The following is a 15,185-nucleotide window of genomic DNA, read 5'->3' as shown; positions in this document are numbered from 1 at the left end:
GTTGTCAGCTCGGCTCTCAGAAGAGGCCCTTGTAGCCCTGCCACCCCGTCCCGATCTTCACTGTCGATCCGAACGAACCCTTGCCGTTTCCGTTGTTGCGCAGCAGGTGGCCGGCCGCGTTGCGGGAGATGAGATCCGGCTTCCCGTCCTTGGTGATGTCACCGACGCCGACGAACGCATTCCGGCCGAGGCCCCAGTTGTTGCCGAACACCAGCACCCGCGGCTTCAGCGCACCCGTCGCCGTACCGTCGTACCGCCACAGCGAGTTCGTCTTGTCGACCGCCAGCAGGTCGCCGATCCCGTCGCCGTTCAGATCCCCGGCACCGAATACCGCTCGGTACGCCGTCCACTTGGCGCCGATCCTGCCGCGGGCCTTCAGACCGCCCGAGCCGTTGTCCGCGTACAGATACAGATCGCCGGTGGAGGCCTGACGCGCCACCAGGTCCGGGCGCCCGTCGCCCGTCAGATCACCTGGTGAGGTCAGCACATTGAACTGGTTCCAGCCGCCGCCCAGTCCCTGCGCGGAGTCGTCGAGCGGGCCACCCGATGAGGTGCAGCGCCCATTGATGCGCGAGAGATGGCCGTCGGTCTCCCGCACGATCAGATCGTTGCAGCGGTCACCGTTCATGTCACCGAGGAGGACCGCCTGTGTGACGTTGTACCAATACATGAAGCCACCGCTCCGGAAGCCTCCGGCACCGTTGCCGAAGTGGAAGCGCATGGCGTCGTCGCGGTCGAGAGCGACCAGGTCACCGACGCCGTCCCGGGGGTACGAGAAGTCCCGCCGGGCCGGCGCGCCATGGGTCTGCGTGAACAGCCCGGTCAAGGTCAGCGGGGCACCGTGCCCGTCGGCGGGCTGCGCGGTCAGCGTCCAGGTGTATGCGCCGTCCGGCATCAGACCTCCGCTGTCCGACCGGCCGTCCCAGGAACGCTCGAGGTGTCCGCGGACCTCCTCGTTGCCGCGCATGGTGCGGATCACGGCACCGGTGGTCTTGTCCTTGACCGCCAGTGTCACGGAGTTGGCCGGCTTGGACAGAACACCCGAGAACTGCCACTCGCCTCCGTTGCTGCCGTCCCCGGTGACGGTCTTCGACACCTCCGAGACGGAGAGCGGCTGAGTCGCCACCCCCGTGGGCACGACATGCATCCGCTCCGCCGCGTCCGCGTAGGCGATGTGCCCGCCGAACTTGTCCACCGTCCAGCGGATGCCGCGCTGCGAGGCTGCGGTCGCAGGGAGATCGGCGACCTCGCGGTCCACGGCCGTACCGCCCGAGAAGTCGGTCAGTTCCAGCTTGCCTGCGGTCTTGTCGTGGCGGACCAGGTAACCGTCGCCCAACAGCGCCTCGTCGGCTGCAACGGCGATGCTCTTCTTGGCCGTACGGTCGTAGATCCCGGCACCACCGCTCGCCCCGCAGGACCAGTAGAGCCAGCGTCCGAGCGTCTGCAGCTCCTCGGGAACGCAGCCCGCACCCGTGTCGACCGTCTCCGTGGTCCTCTTGGCCGCCAGGTCGTACGCGGTCACCGTCCCGGCCGTGGTCCCCGGGCTCCACAGCTGCCCCGCCCACACGGCGGCAGCCGAGGCGGCCCGCGTCAGCACCGGCTGCTGCCCTGTGACATCGATGACCAGCTGCTGGTGGACAGCCGGGTTGGTGTAGATCACGTACCGGCCGGCGGCGTCGGTGACGCTGCCGCCGTGGGTCTTGGTGCGGTGGAGCGAGGTCGTGTAGCTGGAGTCGATCAGCTGGATCTCGTCACCGCCGACCGACCCCGGGTAACGCACTACGTACGCGAAGCGCCCGGCGCCCAGGGTCTTCAGGGCCGCACATCCCGGATCGTCCCCGGCGCAGCTCGCGAACGTACCGTTCAGGGTCCGCCGGATCACCTGCGTGGGCGTTCCGTGTACCTCCAGCATCCGGAACTGGGCACGGAACAATCCGGTGCTCGCGTCGGTGGAGAGCAGATATCCGTCCCCGGCGGCGATTCCACGCACCGGCGCGGGCACGGGCGGCAGGTCCAGCACCGTGGTCACGACCGGCACGCCGTCAGGGCCCACGCCGATCCGACGCAACGCCCAGTCGTCGGCGTCCTCGCCGCCGACCACGAGCACGGTGCCGTCAGGAGCCTGCGAGAGCCGGAAGGTGTTCCTGCCAAGCACCGTCCGTGGCGTACCCCCTGCGATGGGGGTCGCGATGATCCGCCCCGTACTCGAGTTGATGTGGACGACCCAGTCCCCGACCAGTCCGATCTCATAGCCGGAGCGATCCTGGGGCGCCGGGGCGGCGAGTTCGACCGGGGTAGCCGTGATGTCGGACCTCGGTACGACCTTGATCGTGCCACTCACGCTGTACCAGCCCAGATACTTCGGTGACAGCAGCACTCCGTTGATATCGGACGATGCCGTGTAGGCGGTCACCCGTGCGGTGGCGGCGTCGACCGTCGCCAGGCGAAGAGTGTCGCCGACCTTGACCCGCAGCACGACGGTCGTCGCGTCACCGCCGACGGCCCCGCCGTAGAGACCCCCGTCGGGCAGCCCGGTGACGAGCCGGTCCCGGGTGCGGCCGTCCTCGGCGGAATCCAGGAGGTGCGCCTCGGTGATCCGTGAGGTAGAGGTGCCGTCGACCACGACGGTCTCGCGCTTCACCGCGACCACCGTGTTGCCGTACACGCCGCTGTACGACAGCCCCTCCGGCACCGTCACGAACTGCGAGGTCCCGGCGGCCGGATCGCGTAGTTCGACATCGCTGCCGCTGATGTAGGCGAGGGTGTCCGCTCCGGTGCCGACCGTCCGGCTGAGGGCGCCGGTCCCCGTCCGCTGTGCGGAGAACGTACGGCCGTCCGAATAGCGGGTCCACAGATTGCCGGCCACACCTTCCTGCGTGTGGAAAACACCCTGCGCGCCTGCCGCGTCGGCCTGCTGGTACGTCCCGGTGCCCAGGAGCCCGAGTGCCCGGGGAGTTGTACGGAACGTGGTCGGGATCTCCACGGCGGCAGCGGGCTCGCCCGGGTCCGCTTGAGCCTCGACGGGTCCGAGACCGATACCCAGCGCAAGTGATACGGCAGCGGCGGCTGCTGTGGTGGCGCGGACGACGGCACGACTGGCCACTCAGGCCCTCCCCATGGAAGAAGAAACAGGGCATGGGGCATCAATGTGGCCTGGTGCGAACGAAAAGTTGGTGACTGGCCCCCCAGTCAGGCCCCCCCATGCAAGTGGACGGATCGTAACAGCCGCCTCACAGGCAACGGAAGGTACATTCGAACCCGTTCAAAGAGCGGGGCCCGCCCAGTGCCAGGACGACACCGAGCAGGCCCCTTTCGAACCAACCGCGCTGCTAGAAAAGGCCCTTGTAGCCCTGCCAGCCGGTCCCGATCCTGACCGTCGACCCGAACGACCCGGCTCCGTTGCCGCTGTTGCGCAGCAGATCGCCCGCAGCGTTCCGGGACACCAGGTCGGCCTTACCGTCGCCCGTGATGTCGCCGACGCCGACGAACACATTCCGGCCCGCGGCCCAGTTGCTTCCGAAGACCAACGCCCGCGGCTTCACCGTGCCCGCCGCCGTACCGTCGTACCGCCACAGCTGGTTCGTGCCGTCCACGGCCAGCAGTTCGCCGATGCCGTCGCCATTGAGATCCCCGGCACCGAACACCGCCCGGTACAGCTTCCAGTTGGTGCCGAACTTCCCGCGCGCCTTCAACTTGCCCGCGCCGTCGTCCGCGTACAGATACATGTCCCCGGTCGACGCCTGCCGCGCCACCAGATCCGGACGACCGTCACCCGTCATGTCACCCGGTGACGTCAGCACATTGAACTGCGCCCAGGTCGTGCCGAGGGAGGTGTACGGAGCCGTCGGCGTCAGCGCCTTCCCGCAAGCGGGCCTGTACGCGCGCAGCTCACCACCCAGGCGCACCAGCACGTCACTGCACCGGTCGCCGTTCAGGTCACCGAAAGGCACAGCCACCGCGGAGGTACCCCAGCCGGTGCCCGAGAGCTTGCCGGAGAAGTTCCCCGGCCCGTAGTGAACGGACAGCGCGCCGGACGAGCTGAGCGTCAGCAGGTCACCGAGACCGTCGGGGCGGCCCTGGTCGCTGAAGTAGTCGCGGTGGACGGCCGCGCCGTCCCCCAGCCAGCCGGTGCCCGAGGCGAGGGACACGGCACTGCCCGCGCCGACCGGGACCGCGGTCAGGGACCAGCTGAACCGGCCGTTGGGTGCGTACGCCCCCGCGTCCGTGCGGCCGTTCCACGACGGCGAGATCACGGCGCGCGCATCGGTGCCGGTCAGCTTGCGCAGGACCTTCCCGGCCGGGTTCTTGAAGGTGAGGGTCCAGGAGGCAGCCGGCCGGGACAGCGTCCAGTTCCCGTACCAGGTGGTGTAGCCGGGCTCCTTGAGCCACAGGCCCTGGCTCACGTCCGAGCCGACCAGGGTCAGCGGCGCCGAGGGGCGGACGGTTCCGAGGACATGCACCTGCTCCAGGGCGCCGACGTACGCGACCATGCCCGTGTACTCGTCGACGGCCCAGCGGTAGCGGCGGTCGGTGGTCAGCGCCGTACCCGGAAGCGTGGCGAGAGTACGCGTGGCAGCCGTACCGGACGACACATCCGTCAGCAGCAGCTTTCCGGTGCCGTGGTCGTGCCGCACCGTGAAGCCGTCACCGAGCAGTACATCGCCCGCATCCACCGCGACCGACGTCTTCTTCACCGTGTCGTACACACCGGCCGGGCCGGCGCTGCCGCAGCTCCAGTAGAGCGATGTGCCGGCCGCCTGCAGCTCCTGGGGCACACAGGGTGCGCCGACCGACACGGTGCCCGTGGTCTTCGACGTACGCAGGTCGTACGAGGTGAGCCGGCCCTTGGTGGTCGTCGGGCGCCACAGCACCGGACCGGCGAGGGCGGCCGCCCCGACCGTGCCGGTCAGCTGTACCTCGCGGCCGAGCTCACCGATGTACTGCTTGGGGCCGGTGCCGGTCGAGTTGTAGACGACATAGCCGTCGGAGACATCGACGATCGTGCCGTTCTTGGTGCCCGCGGGGAATTCCAACCCAGCGCGTGACCACCCGTCGTCGTCGATCGGGGCTGCCCAGTCCTGGTCCTCCTCGTACCGGTGCGCGAGATGGATGTCGCCGCCGGTCTCGTAGTTGGGCCAGACTTCCTGGCACTTGAGTGTGCTGACGGGGCACCGGGAGGCGACGGCCGGTCCGACGACCGGGCTTGTCGACACCGGCGTTCCGGTCGCTCCCAGGTCCCAGGAGTTCGTCTTGAGCGAGTCTCCGGACACATACCCGACGCGCAGATGCCCCCGGCTGAAGGCGAGAGAGCCCTTCGCCGTCTCGTACGGCGCGAGCTTGAGCACCTTGGTGAGGCCGAGCGAGCCATCACTGCCCTGCGTGATGCGCCACGCCCACCAGTCCGACGCGCTCGTACCGCCGGTCACCAGTGCTGAGCCGTCGGGAGCGGGCTGGACGCCCTGGCCGGACCTGGCCAGCAGGGTCTTCGCGGGGCCGCCGCCGAGCGGCAGGGCCATCACTCGGTCACCGGCGCCCGGTCCCGCGTGATTCTCCGCGAGTACGAGCCAGTCGCCGACGAGCGCGGCTTCGGAGCCGAACTCGCTGCTTCCGGCGAAGGTGTGTGTCGTCTCCGGCTCCGTCAGCGCTGTCCGCTGCTTGAGGTGGAGCTTCGAGGAGGCGGAGTCGTACCAGCCGATGCGTTCGTCGTCGAGCAGCGTCTCGGGCAGCGTCTCGGGCAGCGTCTCGGGCAGCTCCCCCTGGCCGAGACCGCTGAACGCCTCGGTCACGGTCGCGGTGGCGAAGTCCAGGTAGCCGAGGCGGTATTCGACGTCGGACACGTCGTAGCGGACGATGGCTCCGCGTGCGTCGCCCGTGGTCACCCTGATGGAGTCGGGCCCGTCGCCGGCGTCCGGGAAGCCGGTGACCGGGCGGATCCGCTGCTCCCCGCCGACGGTGTCGGCGAGAGAGAACTCGCCGCGGTTGTAGCCGACCACGACGACGGACCCGAAGGCACTCTGGTACGGGCTTTTGAGACCCTCGATCTTCCGCGTCGATCCCGTCGCCATGTCCCGCAGCACGACCGGGGGTACGGCTCGGTAGGGCTCCTTCATGGCGACGGTGTCCCCGCCACGGCCGAACTGACCGTCCGCGCAGGAGTTGTAGATGTAGTAGCAGTCCGAACCCAGCTCGGGCCCCTTGAATATGGCGCCGCGGTCGTCCCGGACGGACACCGTGGTGGAGCCGTCGTACGTACTCCACAGCACGCCCTCGGCGTCGCGCCCGCCCTGCCGGTAGAGGAAGCCGGTTTCCCCGGCCGCCAGCAGCTGCGTCGGCCGCGGTGTGGTCGTGCTGGGGTTGTCCAGCACGACCTCCGGTGTGACGGTCTCCGCCACGGCGACACCGCCGCCCAGCGGCAGCAGACCGGCTGCGACACAGGCAGCGACGAATGTGGAAACGAGCGCGCCACGGCGCACGCGATGTCTGGCCAAGAAAGGCCCCCCAAGAATCCCCGAAGAATCGCGAGGAGGCGCCCGACCCCCCAGTCGTCGCCCGTCACCCGCACAAGTGCGCGGATCATAGCAATGGGCCCGGACACCACCGTTCTCACGGTGCTGTCCGGGCCCATCAGGCGCGGAGCCGGGGATCAGCCGTTGCGCTTCCAGCGCGGCTTGTCGTCACGGCGCCCGAAGGAGCCGGTGTTCGTGCCGGTGCTGCCACCACGGTGGTCGTCACGACGGCCGTGCGGGCGGTCGCTGCTGCCACCGGAGCGGAAGCCGCCCGTGGGACGGTCGTCGCGGCGGTCGCGGTTGAACGGGCGGTCGCTGCCACGGTGGCCGCCGGTGGGGCGGTCGTCGCGACGGAAGCCACCGCGCTCGTTGTCACGGTTGAAGCCACCGCGCTCGTTGTCACGACGGTCGTCGCGGCGGAAGCCGCCCGCAGGACGGTCGTCGCGGCGGAAGCCACCGGACGGACGGTCGTTGTCCCGACGGAAGCCGCCCGCGGGACGGTCGTCACGGCGCTCGAACGAACGGCCGCCACGGTCGTCACGACGGTCGTTGTCGCGGCGGAAGCCACCGGACGGACGGTCGTTGTCGCGGCGGAAGCCACCACGGTCGTCACGACGCTCGAACGAACGGCCACCCCGGTCGTCACGACGGTCGTTGTCGCGGCGGAAGCCACCGGACGGACGGTCGTTGTCCCGGCGGTCGTCGCGGCGGAAGCCACCACGATCGCCACCACGGTCGCCGCCACGACGGTCGAAGTTGCCCCGGTCGTCACGACGCTCAACCTGCTCCGGCACAGCCGCCGCAGCAACCGCGGCCTCGACCTCGGCCTCGGCGGCCTCGGTCACCTCGGCGACCGCCGTCTCCGGGTCGTCGCCCCGCTCGCGCGCCGCGCGCGCCACCAGGCGGTCGGCCTCCTCGCGGAGTTCGGACGCCCGGCGCTGGACGCGCTCCAGCTGCTTGGTCAGGTCGACGACCTCGCGCTCCGCCTGCTTGGCGGCGTTGTTCGCGGAGTCGGCCTGGACCTCGGTCAGCGAACGGGCGCCGGTGATCTCGGCGACCTCCGGGTCGAACGCGCCCGCTCCGGCCACGATGTGGCGCGAGGCGTCGACGCCCGCGTCCTCCATCAGACGGAAGATCTGGCGGCGCTGGTGCGGCAGCGACAGCGAGACGACCGTGCCGGACTTGCCGGCGCGGGCGGTACGGCCCGAGCGGTGCAGGTAGTCCTTGTGGTCGCCGGCCGGGTCCACGTTCAGGACCAGGTCGATGCCGTCGACGTGGATACCGCGGGCGGCGACGTCGGTCGCGACGAGCGCGTTGACGTAGCCCTTCTTGAAGTCCTCGAGGACGCGGGTACGCGCGCCCTGCGTCATGCCGCCGTGCAGCGCGTCCGCCTTCACGCCCGACTCGACGAGCTGCTCGGCGATACGGTCGGCACCCAGCTGGGTGCGTACGAAGATGATGGTGCGGCCCTTGCGGGCGGCGATCGCCGCGGTGACCGGCGCCTTGTCCTTCGGCTTCACGACGAGCACGTGGTGCGTCATGGTCGTGACGTTGCCCTGGGCGCTGTCGACCTCGTGGCTGACCGGGTTGACGAGGTAGCGGCGGACGAGCGTGCCGATCTCGTTCTCCATGGTGGCGGAGAAGAGCATCCGCTGGCCGCCGGCCGGGATCTGGTCGAACAGCTCGGTGACCTCGGGCAGGAAGCCCAGGTCGGACATCTGGTCGGCCTCGTCGAGGACGGCGACCTGGACGTTCTCGAGCGAGCAGGCGCCACGGTTGATGATGTCGCGCAGTCGGCCCGGGGTGGCGACGAGGACGTCGACGCCGCGCTCGAGCGCGTAGATCTGGTTGCCCATCGACGTACCGCCGCAGACGACCTTCATCTTCAGGCCGAGTACGTCGCCGTACGGCTGCAGGGCGTCCGCGACCTGCATCGCGAGCTCACGGGTCGGGGTGAGGATGACCGCGCGGGGCTTCTTCTTCTCGGTGTGGCCGCCGGCCAGCGTGGCCAGGGTCGGCAGACCGAAGGAGAGGGTCTTGCCGGAGCCGGTACGGCCGCGGCCCAGGATGTCCTTGCCGGCCAGGGCGTCCGGGATGGTCGCGGCCTGGATCGGGAAGGGGGTGGTGACGCCGTTCTGTGCGAGCTTGCGGACGACGCCCTCGGGCAGTCCAAGGTCGGCGAACGTGGTCTGCGGCTCCTCGGAAGCCTCGACCGTCTCCGAGACGGCCTCGAGCTCGGCCTCGAGCTCCGCCTCGATGTCGGCCTCGAGCTCGGCCTGGATCTCGGTGTCGACGGCGGCGGCCACTACGGCCTCCGCGGTCTCGTCGTTCTCGGGCATGACGGCGTGATCAGTACTGAAAGTGGACATGCGAAATGCGAAACCTTCCGGAGTCTCGGCACGCGCCCAAACTCCGTGATTTCGCAATTCGACCGCCTCAATGCGGTCAGCCACGGCTAGGGAGAGTACGCGCCACGCGGCGCTCTTCTGTGTCGGCGCCGGGCAATGGGATCAAACGATCTACCACCATACGCACCCTCACCCACGTATGGCAAACCCGACCCGAGTGACCCCCGTTACACAGGTCCGACCTGCGGCGATGCCGTCGGTTCCATGCACTGCCCGTCCCCCATGCTCCCCTGCCCGTCCGCCATCCTCATCGCCTCGGCGTGCACCTCTGGCGCGGACGAGGCCGACGGGGCGTCGGTCGGCTCGGACGGCTGCGGCGTGGGGCTCTCCGGCGGCAGTTCCGACGGGGTCGGCTGCGGCGGCGGCTGCTCGGACGGGACCGGTCCGCCGCCGGTCGGCCCGGGATCCCGCGGCGGCTGGGGCCGCTGCCCGCTCCGTGGCGGCTGAGCCTTGGGCGGCGCGGAGCCGTTCGGACTCGCCGAGGCCTTCGCCCCCGCCCCGGTCTTCGCGTCCGACCCGCCGTGACCGCCACGGGCCTGCCGACCACCGCCCGACACGCCATGCCCGCCGTCCGGTTCGCTCACCGTCCCGCGCCGACCGGTCGACGAATGGGGCGCCGGCTTCCCGCCTTCGTCGTCGCTCACGCTCATACAGCCCGCCGAGGCCGCGACGGCCAGCGAGGCGGCGGCCCAGACAGCCAACCGGCCGGGGAAGGACGAGGGGACGGACGACTGGCGCACGGGGAGCACCTCCGGGGCACGGGACATGCGTTTCCCTGCCCAACTCCCTGTACCCCACAAGGGACACGCCCCCGAACGCCCCTTACGCCACCAGCCCGCGCGCCAACTCCACGCCCAGGAACACCGATCCGAGCCCGACCAGCAGTGACGCGGCCACATTCGCCACCGCCAGAAACATCCAGCCCCGCTCGGCCAGCCGCAGCGTCTCGTAGGAAAAGGTCGAGTACGTCGTCAGTGCGCCGCACAGCCCCGTCCCCAGCAGCGCGTACGTCCCCGAGGACACCGCCGCCCCCGAGAGCGCCCCCAGCACCAGACTCCCGGCCGCGTTGACCACGAAAGTCCCCCACGGGAACACCGAGTCGTGCCGCGCCTGCACCGCACGGTCCGTCAGATACCGCAGCGGTGCGCCGATCGCCGCGCCCACCGCCACCAGCAGCCAGTTCATCGCGTGACCGCCCGCCGGGTCACTGCCCACCGGGTGACCGAGGCCGCCAGCCACACCGCGCCGAGCGCCCCGGCCAGCGTCCCGGACGCGTACCCCAGTGCGGTGTCCGCCTCCTCGCGAGCCAGCAGGTCCGAGAAGTCCAGTGCGTACGTCGAGAAGGTCGTGAACCCGCCGAGCACCCCCACACCGAGGAACGGCCGCACCAGCGGATGCGCCGTCCGGCCGCCCTCGCTGACCAGCACCATCAGCACTCCGATCAGCGCGCAGCCCAGCACATTGACCCAGAAGATCGCCCATGGGAACGCCCCCTCGGCGGCGGGCCACAGCACAGTGGCCGCGTACCGCGCCAGCGCCCCTGCCACGCCGCCGGCCGAGATCGCGGCGAGCACCAGCCACTTGTGCCCGCCCGTGGTCTCCGCGCATTGGGCGGGCACATGCAGATCGACATCCGGATCGATCGCCTCCGTGGCGTCCGGAACTTCCGGGAGATCCGGGGTCTCGGGAACCTCCGGGACCTCCGGAAGACCGGGCGGACTCATCCGTACCCCAGCGCGTGCAGCCGCTCGTCGTCGATCCCGAAGTGATGGGCGATCTCGTGCACCACGGTGATCTCGGTCTCCGCGACGACGTCCTCGCGGTCCTCGCACATCCGCAGCGTCGGCCCGCGGTAGATGGTGATCCGGTCCGGCAGCACGCCCGCGTACCACTCACCGCGATCGGTGAGCGGAGTCCCCTCGTAGAGCCCGAGCAGCTCCGGATCGTCGGCGGCCGGTTCGTCCTCGACGAACACCGCGACGTTGTCCATCAGCCGCGTCAGCTCCGGCGGGATCCTGTCCAGCGCCTCAGCGACCAGTTCCTCGAACTCCTCGCGCGTCATCTCCAGCACGTGGCCATTGTCACGTACGCCGTGCGACCGGTCGCCCCGGCATGGCTGCCCGTCGGGGTGGGCATACGGGACCAATGGCCCGCGAAGCCCCGGAACCGATCAGTTCGCTCCGAGCCGCACTCACCCGGCTCCGGCGGCACTACCGCTCGCGCCACACCGGCCCCACCAGCGCCCTGGTCCACTCCCCGCACCCCTGGGTCCGCGCACTGGGCCTCACCGCCGTGGTCCTGCTCGGCGCCTGGCTCGGCCTGCTGATCGTCGGCAGCGTCCGTACGCCGGTGGGCCCGATGGACACCAGCATGACCCTGCGCCCGTCCCTGTCCGGCGGCACAAAGATCAACGTCTCGCCGCTCGGCGCCCTGGAGCTCGACTCCCATGTCGCACCCATCCGTCTCGACGTCGACGTCGAACAGCTCGACCCGGTCCGCTCCCAGGCCCTGGTCGAACACCCCGAACGGATCTCCGGACTCCAGGACGAGGTCGCCCGCGACGTGGCGGACGGCACCACCGAGCTGGCCGTACGCTCCTGCGTCGCCGTCGTCTCCGGCGCGACCGCACTGGGCCTCGCCGTCTACCGCCGCCCGCGCCGGGCACTCGCGGCGGGCGGCCTGGCGCTCGCGCTGCTGGCAGCCTCGGGCATCTCCGGGTACGCCACCTGGAACCCGAAGTCCGTCCTTGAGCCGAGGTTCTCCGGACTGCTGTCCAGCGCCCCCTCGGTCGTCGGCAACGCCCGCTCCATCGTCACCGAATTCGACGTCTACCAGCGGGAGTTGGCGCGCCTGGTCACCAATGTCACCAAGCTGTACGACGCGACATCGACGCTCCCGACGTACCAGCCGGACCCTGGCACGATGCGGGTGCTGCACGTCTCCGACATCCATCTCAATCCGGCGGCGTGGCACATCGTCGGCTCGCTCGTCGAGCAGTACGGAATCGACGTGATCATCGACTCCGGCGACACGATGGACCACGGCACCGCCGCCGAGAACGGCTTCCTCGACCCGATTCCCGACCTCGGCGCGCCGTACGTCTGGGTCCGCGGCAACCATGACTCCCGCATCACCCAGGCCTATCTCGCCCGCCTCAAGAACGTGCACGTCCTCGACGACGGCAAGGCCGTCACCCTCGCCGGCCTGCGCATCGCGGGCAGCGGCGACCCCCAGTTCACCCCCGACCGCTCGATCGTCGCCCAGGGCGACCCGGCCGAACGCATGACGGGCATCCGCCTCGCCTCGGCCCTGCGCGACCAGCAGCGCGCAGGCACCCCGGTCGACATCGCGGTCACCCACAACCCGGTGGCCGCGCGGGAGACCGACGGCGAGGTCCCGCTGGCGCTGGCGGGCCATGTCCACCACCGCGAGACGGAGGTACTCGCACACGGCACCCGCCTCAAGGTCGAGGGCTCGACGGGCGGCGGGGGCCTGCGCGCGGTGCAGAACGACAAACCGGAGAAGGTGCGGGCGTCGGTGCTCTATCTGGACCGTACGACCAAACGGCTGCAGGCATGGGACGAGATCACACTGGGGGGTCTGGGCCTGACGACGGCCGAGGTCAGCCGCCACCTCCCGGGGGAGAACCAGCCCGGAGCGACACCGTCCCCGAGCAGTCCCTCCACCAGCCCCTCCACCACTCCCCGCGCGCCCCCCTCCCGCTCCCCGACGGCGTTGTCCTGGGGGCGCCCCGCGGACCCCCGTAAACCGTTTTGGCGATAGCTCCCCGCATCCCATATGCTTCTCACGTCCCCGACGCGCCGAAAGGCGCCCAGGTGGGCCCTTAGCCCTCATCGTCTAGTGGCCCAGGACGCCGCCCTTTCAAGGCGGTAGCACGGGTTCGAATCCCGTTGGGGGCACGCAAAACCGTGTGCGAGACTTGTGCTCGCACATTGCTTGGTCCTGTGGAGCAGTTTGGAGTGCTCGCCACCCTGTCAAGGTGGAGGCCGCGGGTTCAAATCCCGTCAGGACCGCTGCGGCTCGTAAGAGCTGCGTGGCTGGGTAGCTCAGTTGGTACGAGCGATCGCCTGAAAAGCGATAGGTCGCCGGTTCGACCCCGGCCCCAGCCACAACCCGAAAGCCCCGATCCTTCCCGGACCGGGGCTTTCGTCGTGTTCCGGGAGCGGCGCGGTCCCGAAGGGCCCCGCCCGTCGGCGGGGCCCTTCGGCTTCTACGCCTCTTCTTTACGCCTCTTCCCGGCGGCGCCGGCCGCGGACGCCGAGGGTGATCGACACCACCGCCACCACCACGATCAGCAGTGCCCAGTCCGGGACCGCACCGCCGAGGCCGCTCGCCCATTCCTCCGCCGCGAACGAGTCGTCGACCGACAGCAGCCCGGGCAGCGCCGTCGTGCCGTCGAAGGCGAGGAAGACCACCCCGAGCACGATGAAGAACAGGCCCGACAGCAGCGAGGTCGTATGCAGTTCGAAGCGGCCCACGCGCATCGAACGGCCGCGCAGCCAGGGGCGTTTGCCCAGGTCGAACCGTTCCCACAGGAGCGCGAGCAGGAAGAGCGGGACAGCCATGCCCAGTGCGTAGACCGCGAGGAGCAACCCGCCGTAGACGGGGCTGCCGCTCAGTGCCGCCACCGTCAGGACGCTGCCGAGGATCGGCCCCGCGCAGAAGCCCGCAAGGCCGTAGACCAGACCCAGGGCGTAGACGGAGACCGCGGTCGTCGGGCGGATGCGGCCGGAGATCTCGGCCATACGGCGCGAGGCGAAGCCCATCCCGAGGATCTGGGCCACCCCGAGCGCAATGATCAGCCAGCCGCCGACGGAGACGAGCAGATCGCGGTGGCCGTAGAAGAACCGCCCGGCGAGGGACCCGGCGGCGCCCAGCGGGGCGAGGGTCGTCGCCAGTCCCGCGTAGAAGATTCCGGTACGGGCCAGCAGCTTGCCGCCCGAGTCGAAGGAGTACGCGAAGAACGCCGGGAGCAGCAGCGCGCTGCACGGGCTGATCAGCGCGAGGAGGCCGCCGAAGAAGGCGGCCAGATAGCCGATGTCCGTCACTTGGCGGCCTGCTTCGCCGCCTCGATGGCCTCGGTGAAGGTCGCCGTCGACTGGGCCCCGGCGATGGGACGGCCGTTGATCAGGAACGAGGGGGTGGAGGTGGCGCCGAGTCCGTACGCCTCCTCCTGGTCCTTCTTCACCGCCTGCCGCGCGCCTCCCCCGTCCAGGTCGCGCGCGAAGCGGTCGAGGTCCTTGACCCCGGCGTCCCGCGCGAGCGCGACCAGCCGGTCCTTGGCGAACCCCTTCTCCTTCGAGCCCTCGGCGTACGCGGCGGCGTGGAACTGCCAGAAGCGGCCCTGCTGCCCGGCCGCCCAGGCCGCACGCGCCGCCGCCTCCGAGTCCTCGCCGAAGATCGGGAAGTTGCGCCACTCGATGCGCAGGACGCCCTTGTCCACGTACTTCTTCACCAGCGCGGGCTCGGTGTCACGGGCGAACTTCCCGCAGTAGCCGCACTTGAAGTCGGCGTACTCGACCATGACGACGGGCGCGTCCGCGCGGCCCAGGGCGAGCGGGTCCCTGGCGTCGCGGCGGGCGAGTTTCGCCGGCTCGGGGTAGGCGCCGGCGCCCGGTTCGGCGGAGACCTCGGCGGCTGCGGCGGAGCCCGAAGGCGACTCGGGCCTGGTGGCTGTGTACGAGGCGATGCCGAGCAGCACCGCGGCGACGACGACACCGGCACCGATGGCGATCGGCTTACGGGAAGAGCGAGAGGAACGGGAAGCGGAAGACATGGCGGTTCGGTACTCCTGAGCGAAAGGCGAAAACGGCACGAGCGCGGCCACGCCGAAGCGCGGCCCGTCGGGCGGGCCTAAACGCGCAGGATGGAGAGGTCGACCGGTGAGGGCGGGGCCAGTGCCGGCGGCCCGCGTTCCGGGCTGATGTCCAGGGCCGTACCGTCCTGGCACCAGGAGCCGGAGCCGTCGTGGGCGTGATGCAGTGCGGGCAGCAGCTCGTACGAGGAAGAACCGCGCGGCGGGGTCGAGGGCCGCGCGCCCCTGCCGTCGTCCGGCACTCCCTTGCCGCAGCCGGGCGCCTGGCCCTGGTCGGCGACGACGACGCCCACCGCCCGGCCCTCGGCCGGCTCGGCGCTCGCATGTGCCGTCGAACACAGCAGCAGCGCGAAAAGCAGTCCCAGCAGCGCGGTCACGGTCGCCGGAAGACGGCGCCGGCACTCGCGGCTGAGCGGCATGGACGCGCTTCCCTTG

The 15,185-nt window shown here is 70.5% G+C and carries 11 protein-coding genes and 3 tRNA genes; 4 read left to right on the top strand and 10 right to left on the bottom strand.

The features are described 5' to 3' along the window. Window positions 1-16 precede the first annotated feature (16 nt). The 7 genes from ACFYXH_RS16060 to ACFYXH_RS16030 form a co-directional block, all read right to left on the bottom strand. A complete protein-coding gene (locus ACFYXH_RS16060; protein WP_389562934.1) occupies window positions 17-3,103 on the bottom strand; it encodes an FG-GAP-like repeat-containing protein in 3,087 nt (1,028 codons plus the stop codon). 226 nt (window positions 3,104-3,329) lie between these two features. Continuing rightward, a complete protein-coding gene (locus ACFYXH_RS16055; RefSeq protein ID WP_389562933.1) occupies window positions 3,330-6,488 on the bottom strand; it encodes an FG-GAP-like repeat-containing protein in 3,159 nt (1,052 codons plus the stop codon). A 155-nt stretch (window positions 6,489-6,643) separates the two neighbouring features. Continuing rightward, on the bottom strand, window positions 6,644-8,875 hold the full coding sequence (locus tag ACFYXH_RS16050; protein WP_389562932.1) for a DEAD/DEAH box helicase: 2,232 nt from the start codon (window positions 8,873-8,875) through the stop codon (window positions 6,644-6,646). A gap of 206 nt (window positions 8,876-9,081) precedes the next feature. Further along, window positions 9,082-9,681, bottom strand: a complete 600-nt coding sequence (locus ACFYXH_RS16045; RefSeq protein ID WP_389562930.1) for a hypothetical protein — start codon at window positions 9,679-9,681, stop codon at window positions 9,082-9,084. Window positions 9,682-9,736: 55 nt separating this feature from the next. Beyond that, window positions 9,737-10,099 (bottom strand): fluoride efflux transporter FluC, encoded by a 363-nt coding sequence (locus tag ACFYXH_RS16040; protein ID WP_389562929.1) that lies wholly within the window; start codon window positions 10,097-10,099, stop codon window positions 9,737-9,739. Then, window positions 10,096-10,638, bottom strand: a complete 543-nt coding sequence (locus tag ACFYXH_RS16035; protein ID WP_389562927.1) for a fluoride efflux transporter FluC — start codon at window positions 10,636-10,638, stop codon at window positions 10,096-10,098. Before ACFYXH_RS16035 ends, ACFYXH_RS16040 begins: the two co-directional genes overlap by 4 nt. Next, the gene (locus ACFYXH_RS16030) at window positions 10,635-10,985 is read right to left on the bottom strand and encodes a metallopeptidase family protein (RefSeq protein WP_327324599.1); all 351 of its coding nucleotides are present in this window, start codon (window positions 10,983-10,985) and stop codon (window positions 10,635-10,637) included. Before ACFYXH_RS16030 ends, ACFYXH_RS16035 begins: the two co-directional genes overlap by 4 nt. A 74-nt stretch (window positions 10,986-11,059) precedes the next feature. Between ACFYXH_RS16030 and ACFYXH_RS16025 the strand changes: the two genes are divergently transcribed. From ACFYXH_RS16025 to ACFYXH_RS16010, 4 genes are all read left to right on the top strand, one after another. Continuing rightward, window positions 11,060-12,697, top strand: a complete 1,638-nt coding sequence (locus ACFYXH_RS16025; protein WP_389562925.1) for a metallophosphoesterase — start codon at window positions 11,060-11,062, stop codon at window positions 12,695-12,697. 64 nt (window positions 12,698-12,761) lie between these two features. Next, a tRNA-Glu gene (locus tag ACFYXH_RS16020) sits at window positions 12,762-12,834 on the top strand. A gap of 39 nt (window positions 12,835-12,873) precedes the next feature. Then, a tRNA-Asp gene (locus tag ACFYXH_RS16015) sits at window positions 12,874-12,948 on the top strand. A 22-nt stretch (window positions 12,949-12,970) separates the two neighbouring features. Beyond that, window positions 12,971-13,044, top strand: a tRNA-Phe gene (locus ACFYXH_RS16010). Window positions 13,045-13,158: 114 nt separating this feature from the next. Here the strand turns inward: ACFYXH_RS16010 and ACFYXH_RS16005 are convergent. From ACFYXH_RS16005 to ACFYXH_RS15995, 3 genes are all read right to left on the bottom strand, one after another. Beyond that, window positions 13,159-13,983 (bottom strand): cytochrome c biogenesis CcdA family protein, encoded by an 825-nt coding sequence (locus ACFYXH_RS16005; protein ID WP_389562924.1) that lies wholly within the window; start codon window positions 13,981-13,983, stop codon window positions 13,159-13,161. After that, a complete protein-coding gene (locus ACFYXH_RS16000) occupies window positions 13,980-14,711 on the bottom strand; it encodes a DsbA family protein (RefSeq protein ID WP_389562922.1) in 732 nt (243 codons plus the stop codon). The genes ACFYXH_RS16005 and ACFYXH_RS16000 overlap by 4 nt, the downstream gene beginning before the upstream one ends. Window positions 14,712-14,788: 77 nt before the next feature. Next, window positions 14,789-15,169, bottom strand: a complete 381-nt coding sequence (locus ACFYXH_RS15995) for a hypothetical protein (protein ID WP_389562920.1) — start codon at window positions 15,167-15,169, stop codon at window positions 14,789-14,791. Between the last annotated feature and the right edge of the window lie 16 nt (window positions 15,170-15,185).

This window comes from Streptomyces sp. NPDC002730, assembly GCF_042888805.1.
Lineage (GTDB): Bacteria > Actinomycetota > Actinomycetes > Streptomycetales > Streptomycetaceae > Streptomyces.
The sequence above is the reverse complement of the archived record's forward strand: the minus strand, read 5'-3'. Positions and strand labels throughout refer to the sequence as shown.

Bases quoted from the DNA above. Each gene is read 5' to 3' on its own strand.
- ACFYXH_RS16050 (WP_389562932.1), bottom strand. From the start codon at position 8,875: ATGTCCACTTTCAGTACTGATCACGCCGTCATGCCCGAGAACGACGAG.
- ACFYXH_RS16045 (WP_389562930.1), bottom strand. From the start codon at position 9,681: ATGTCCCGTGCCCCGGAGGTGCTCCCCGTGCGCCAGTCGTCCGTCCCC.
- ACFYXH_RS16040 (WP_389562929.1), bottom strand. From the start codon at position 10,099: ATGAACTGGCTGCTGGTGGCGGTGGGCGCGGCGATCGGCGCACCGCTG.
- ACFYXH_RS16035 (WP_389562927.1), bottom strand. From the start codon at position 10,638: ATGAGTCCGCCCGGTCTTCCGGAGGTCCCGGAGGTTCCCGAGACCCCG.
- ACFYXH_RS16025 (WP_389562925.1), top strand. From the start codon at position 11,060: ATGGCCCGCGAAGCCCCGGAACCGATCAGTTCGCTCCGAGCCGCACTC.
- ACFYXH_RS16000 (WP_389562922.1), bottom strand. From the start codon at position 14,711: ATGTCTTCCGCTTCCCGTTCCTCTCGCTCTTCCCGTAAGCCGATCGCC.
- ACFYXH_RS15995 (WP_389562920.1), bottom strand. From the start codon at position 15,169: ATGCCGCTCAGCCGCGAGTGCCGGCGCCGTCTTCCGGCGACCGTGACC.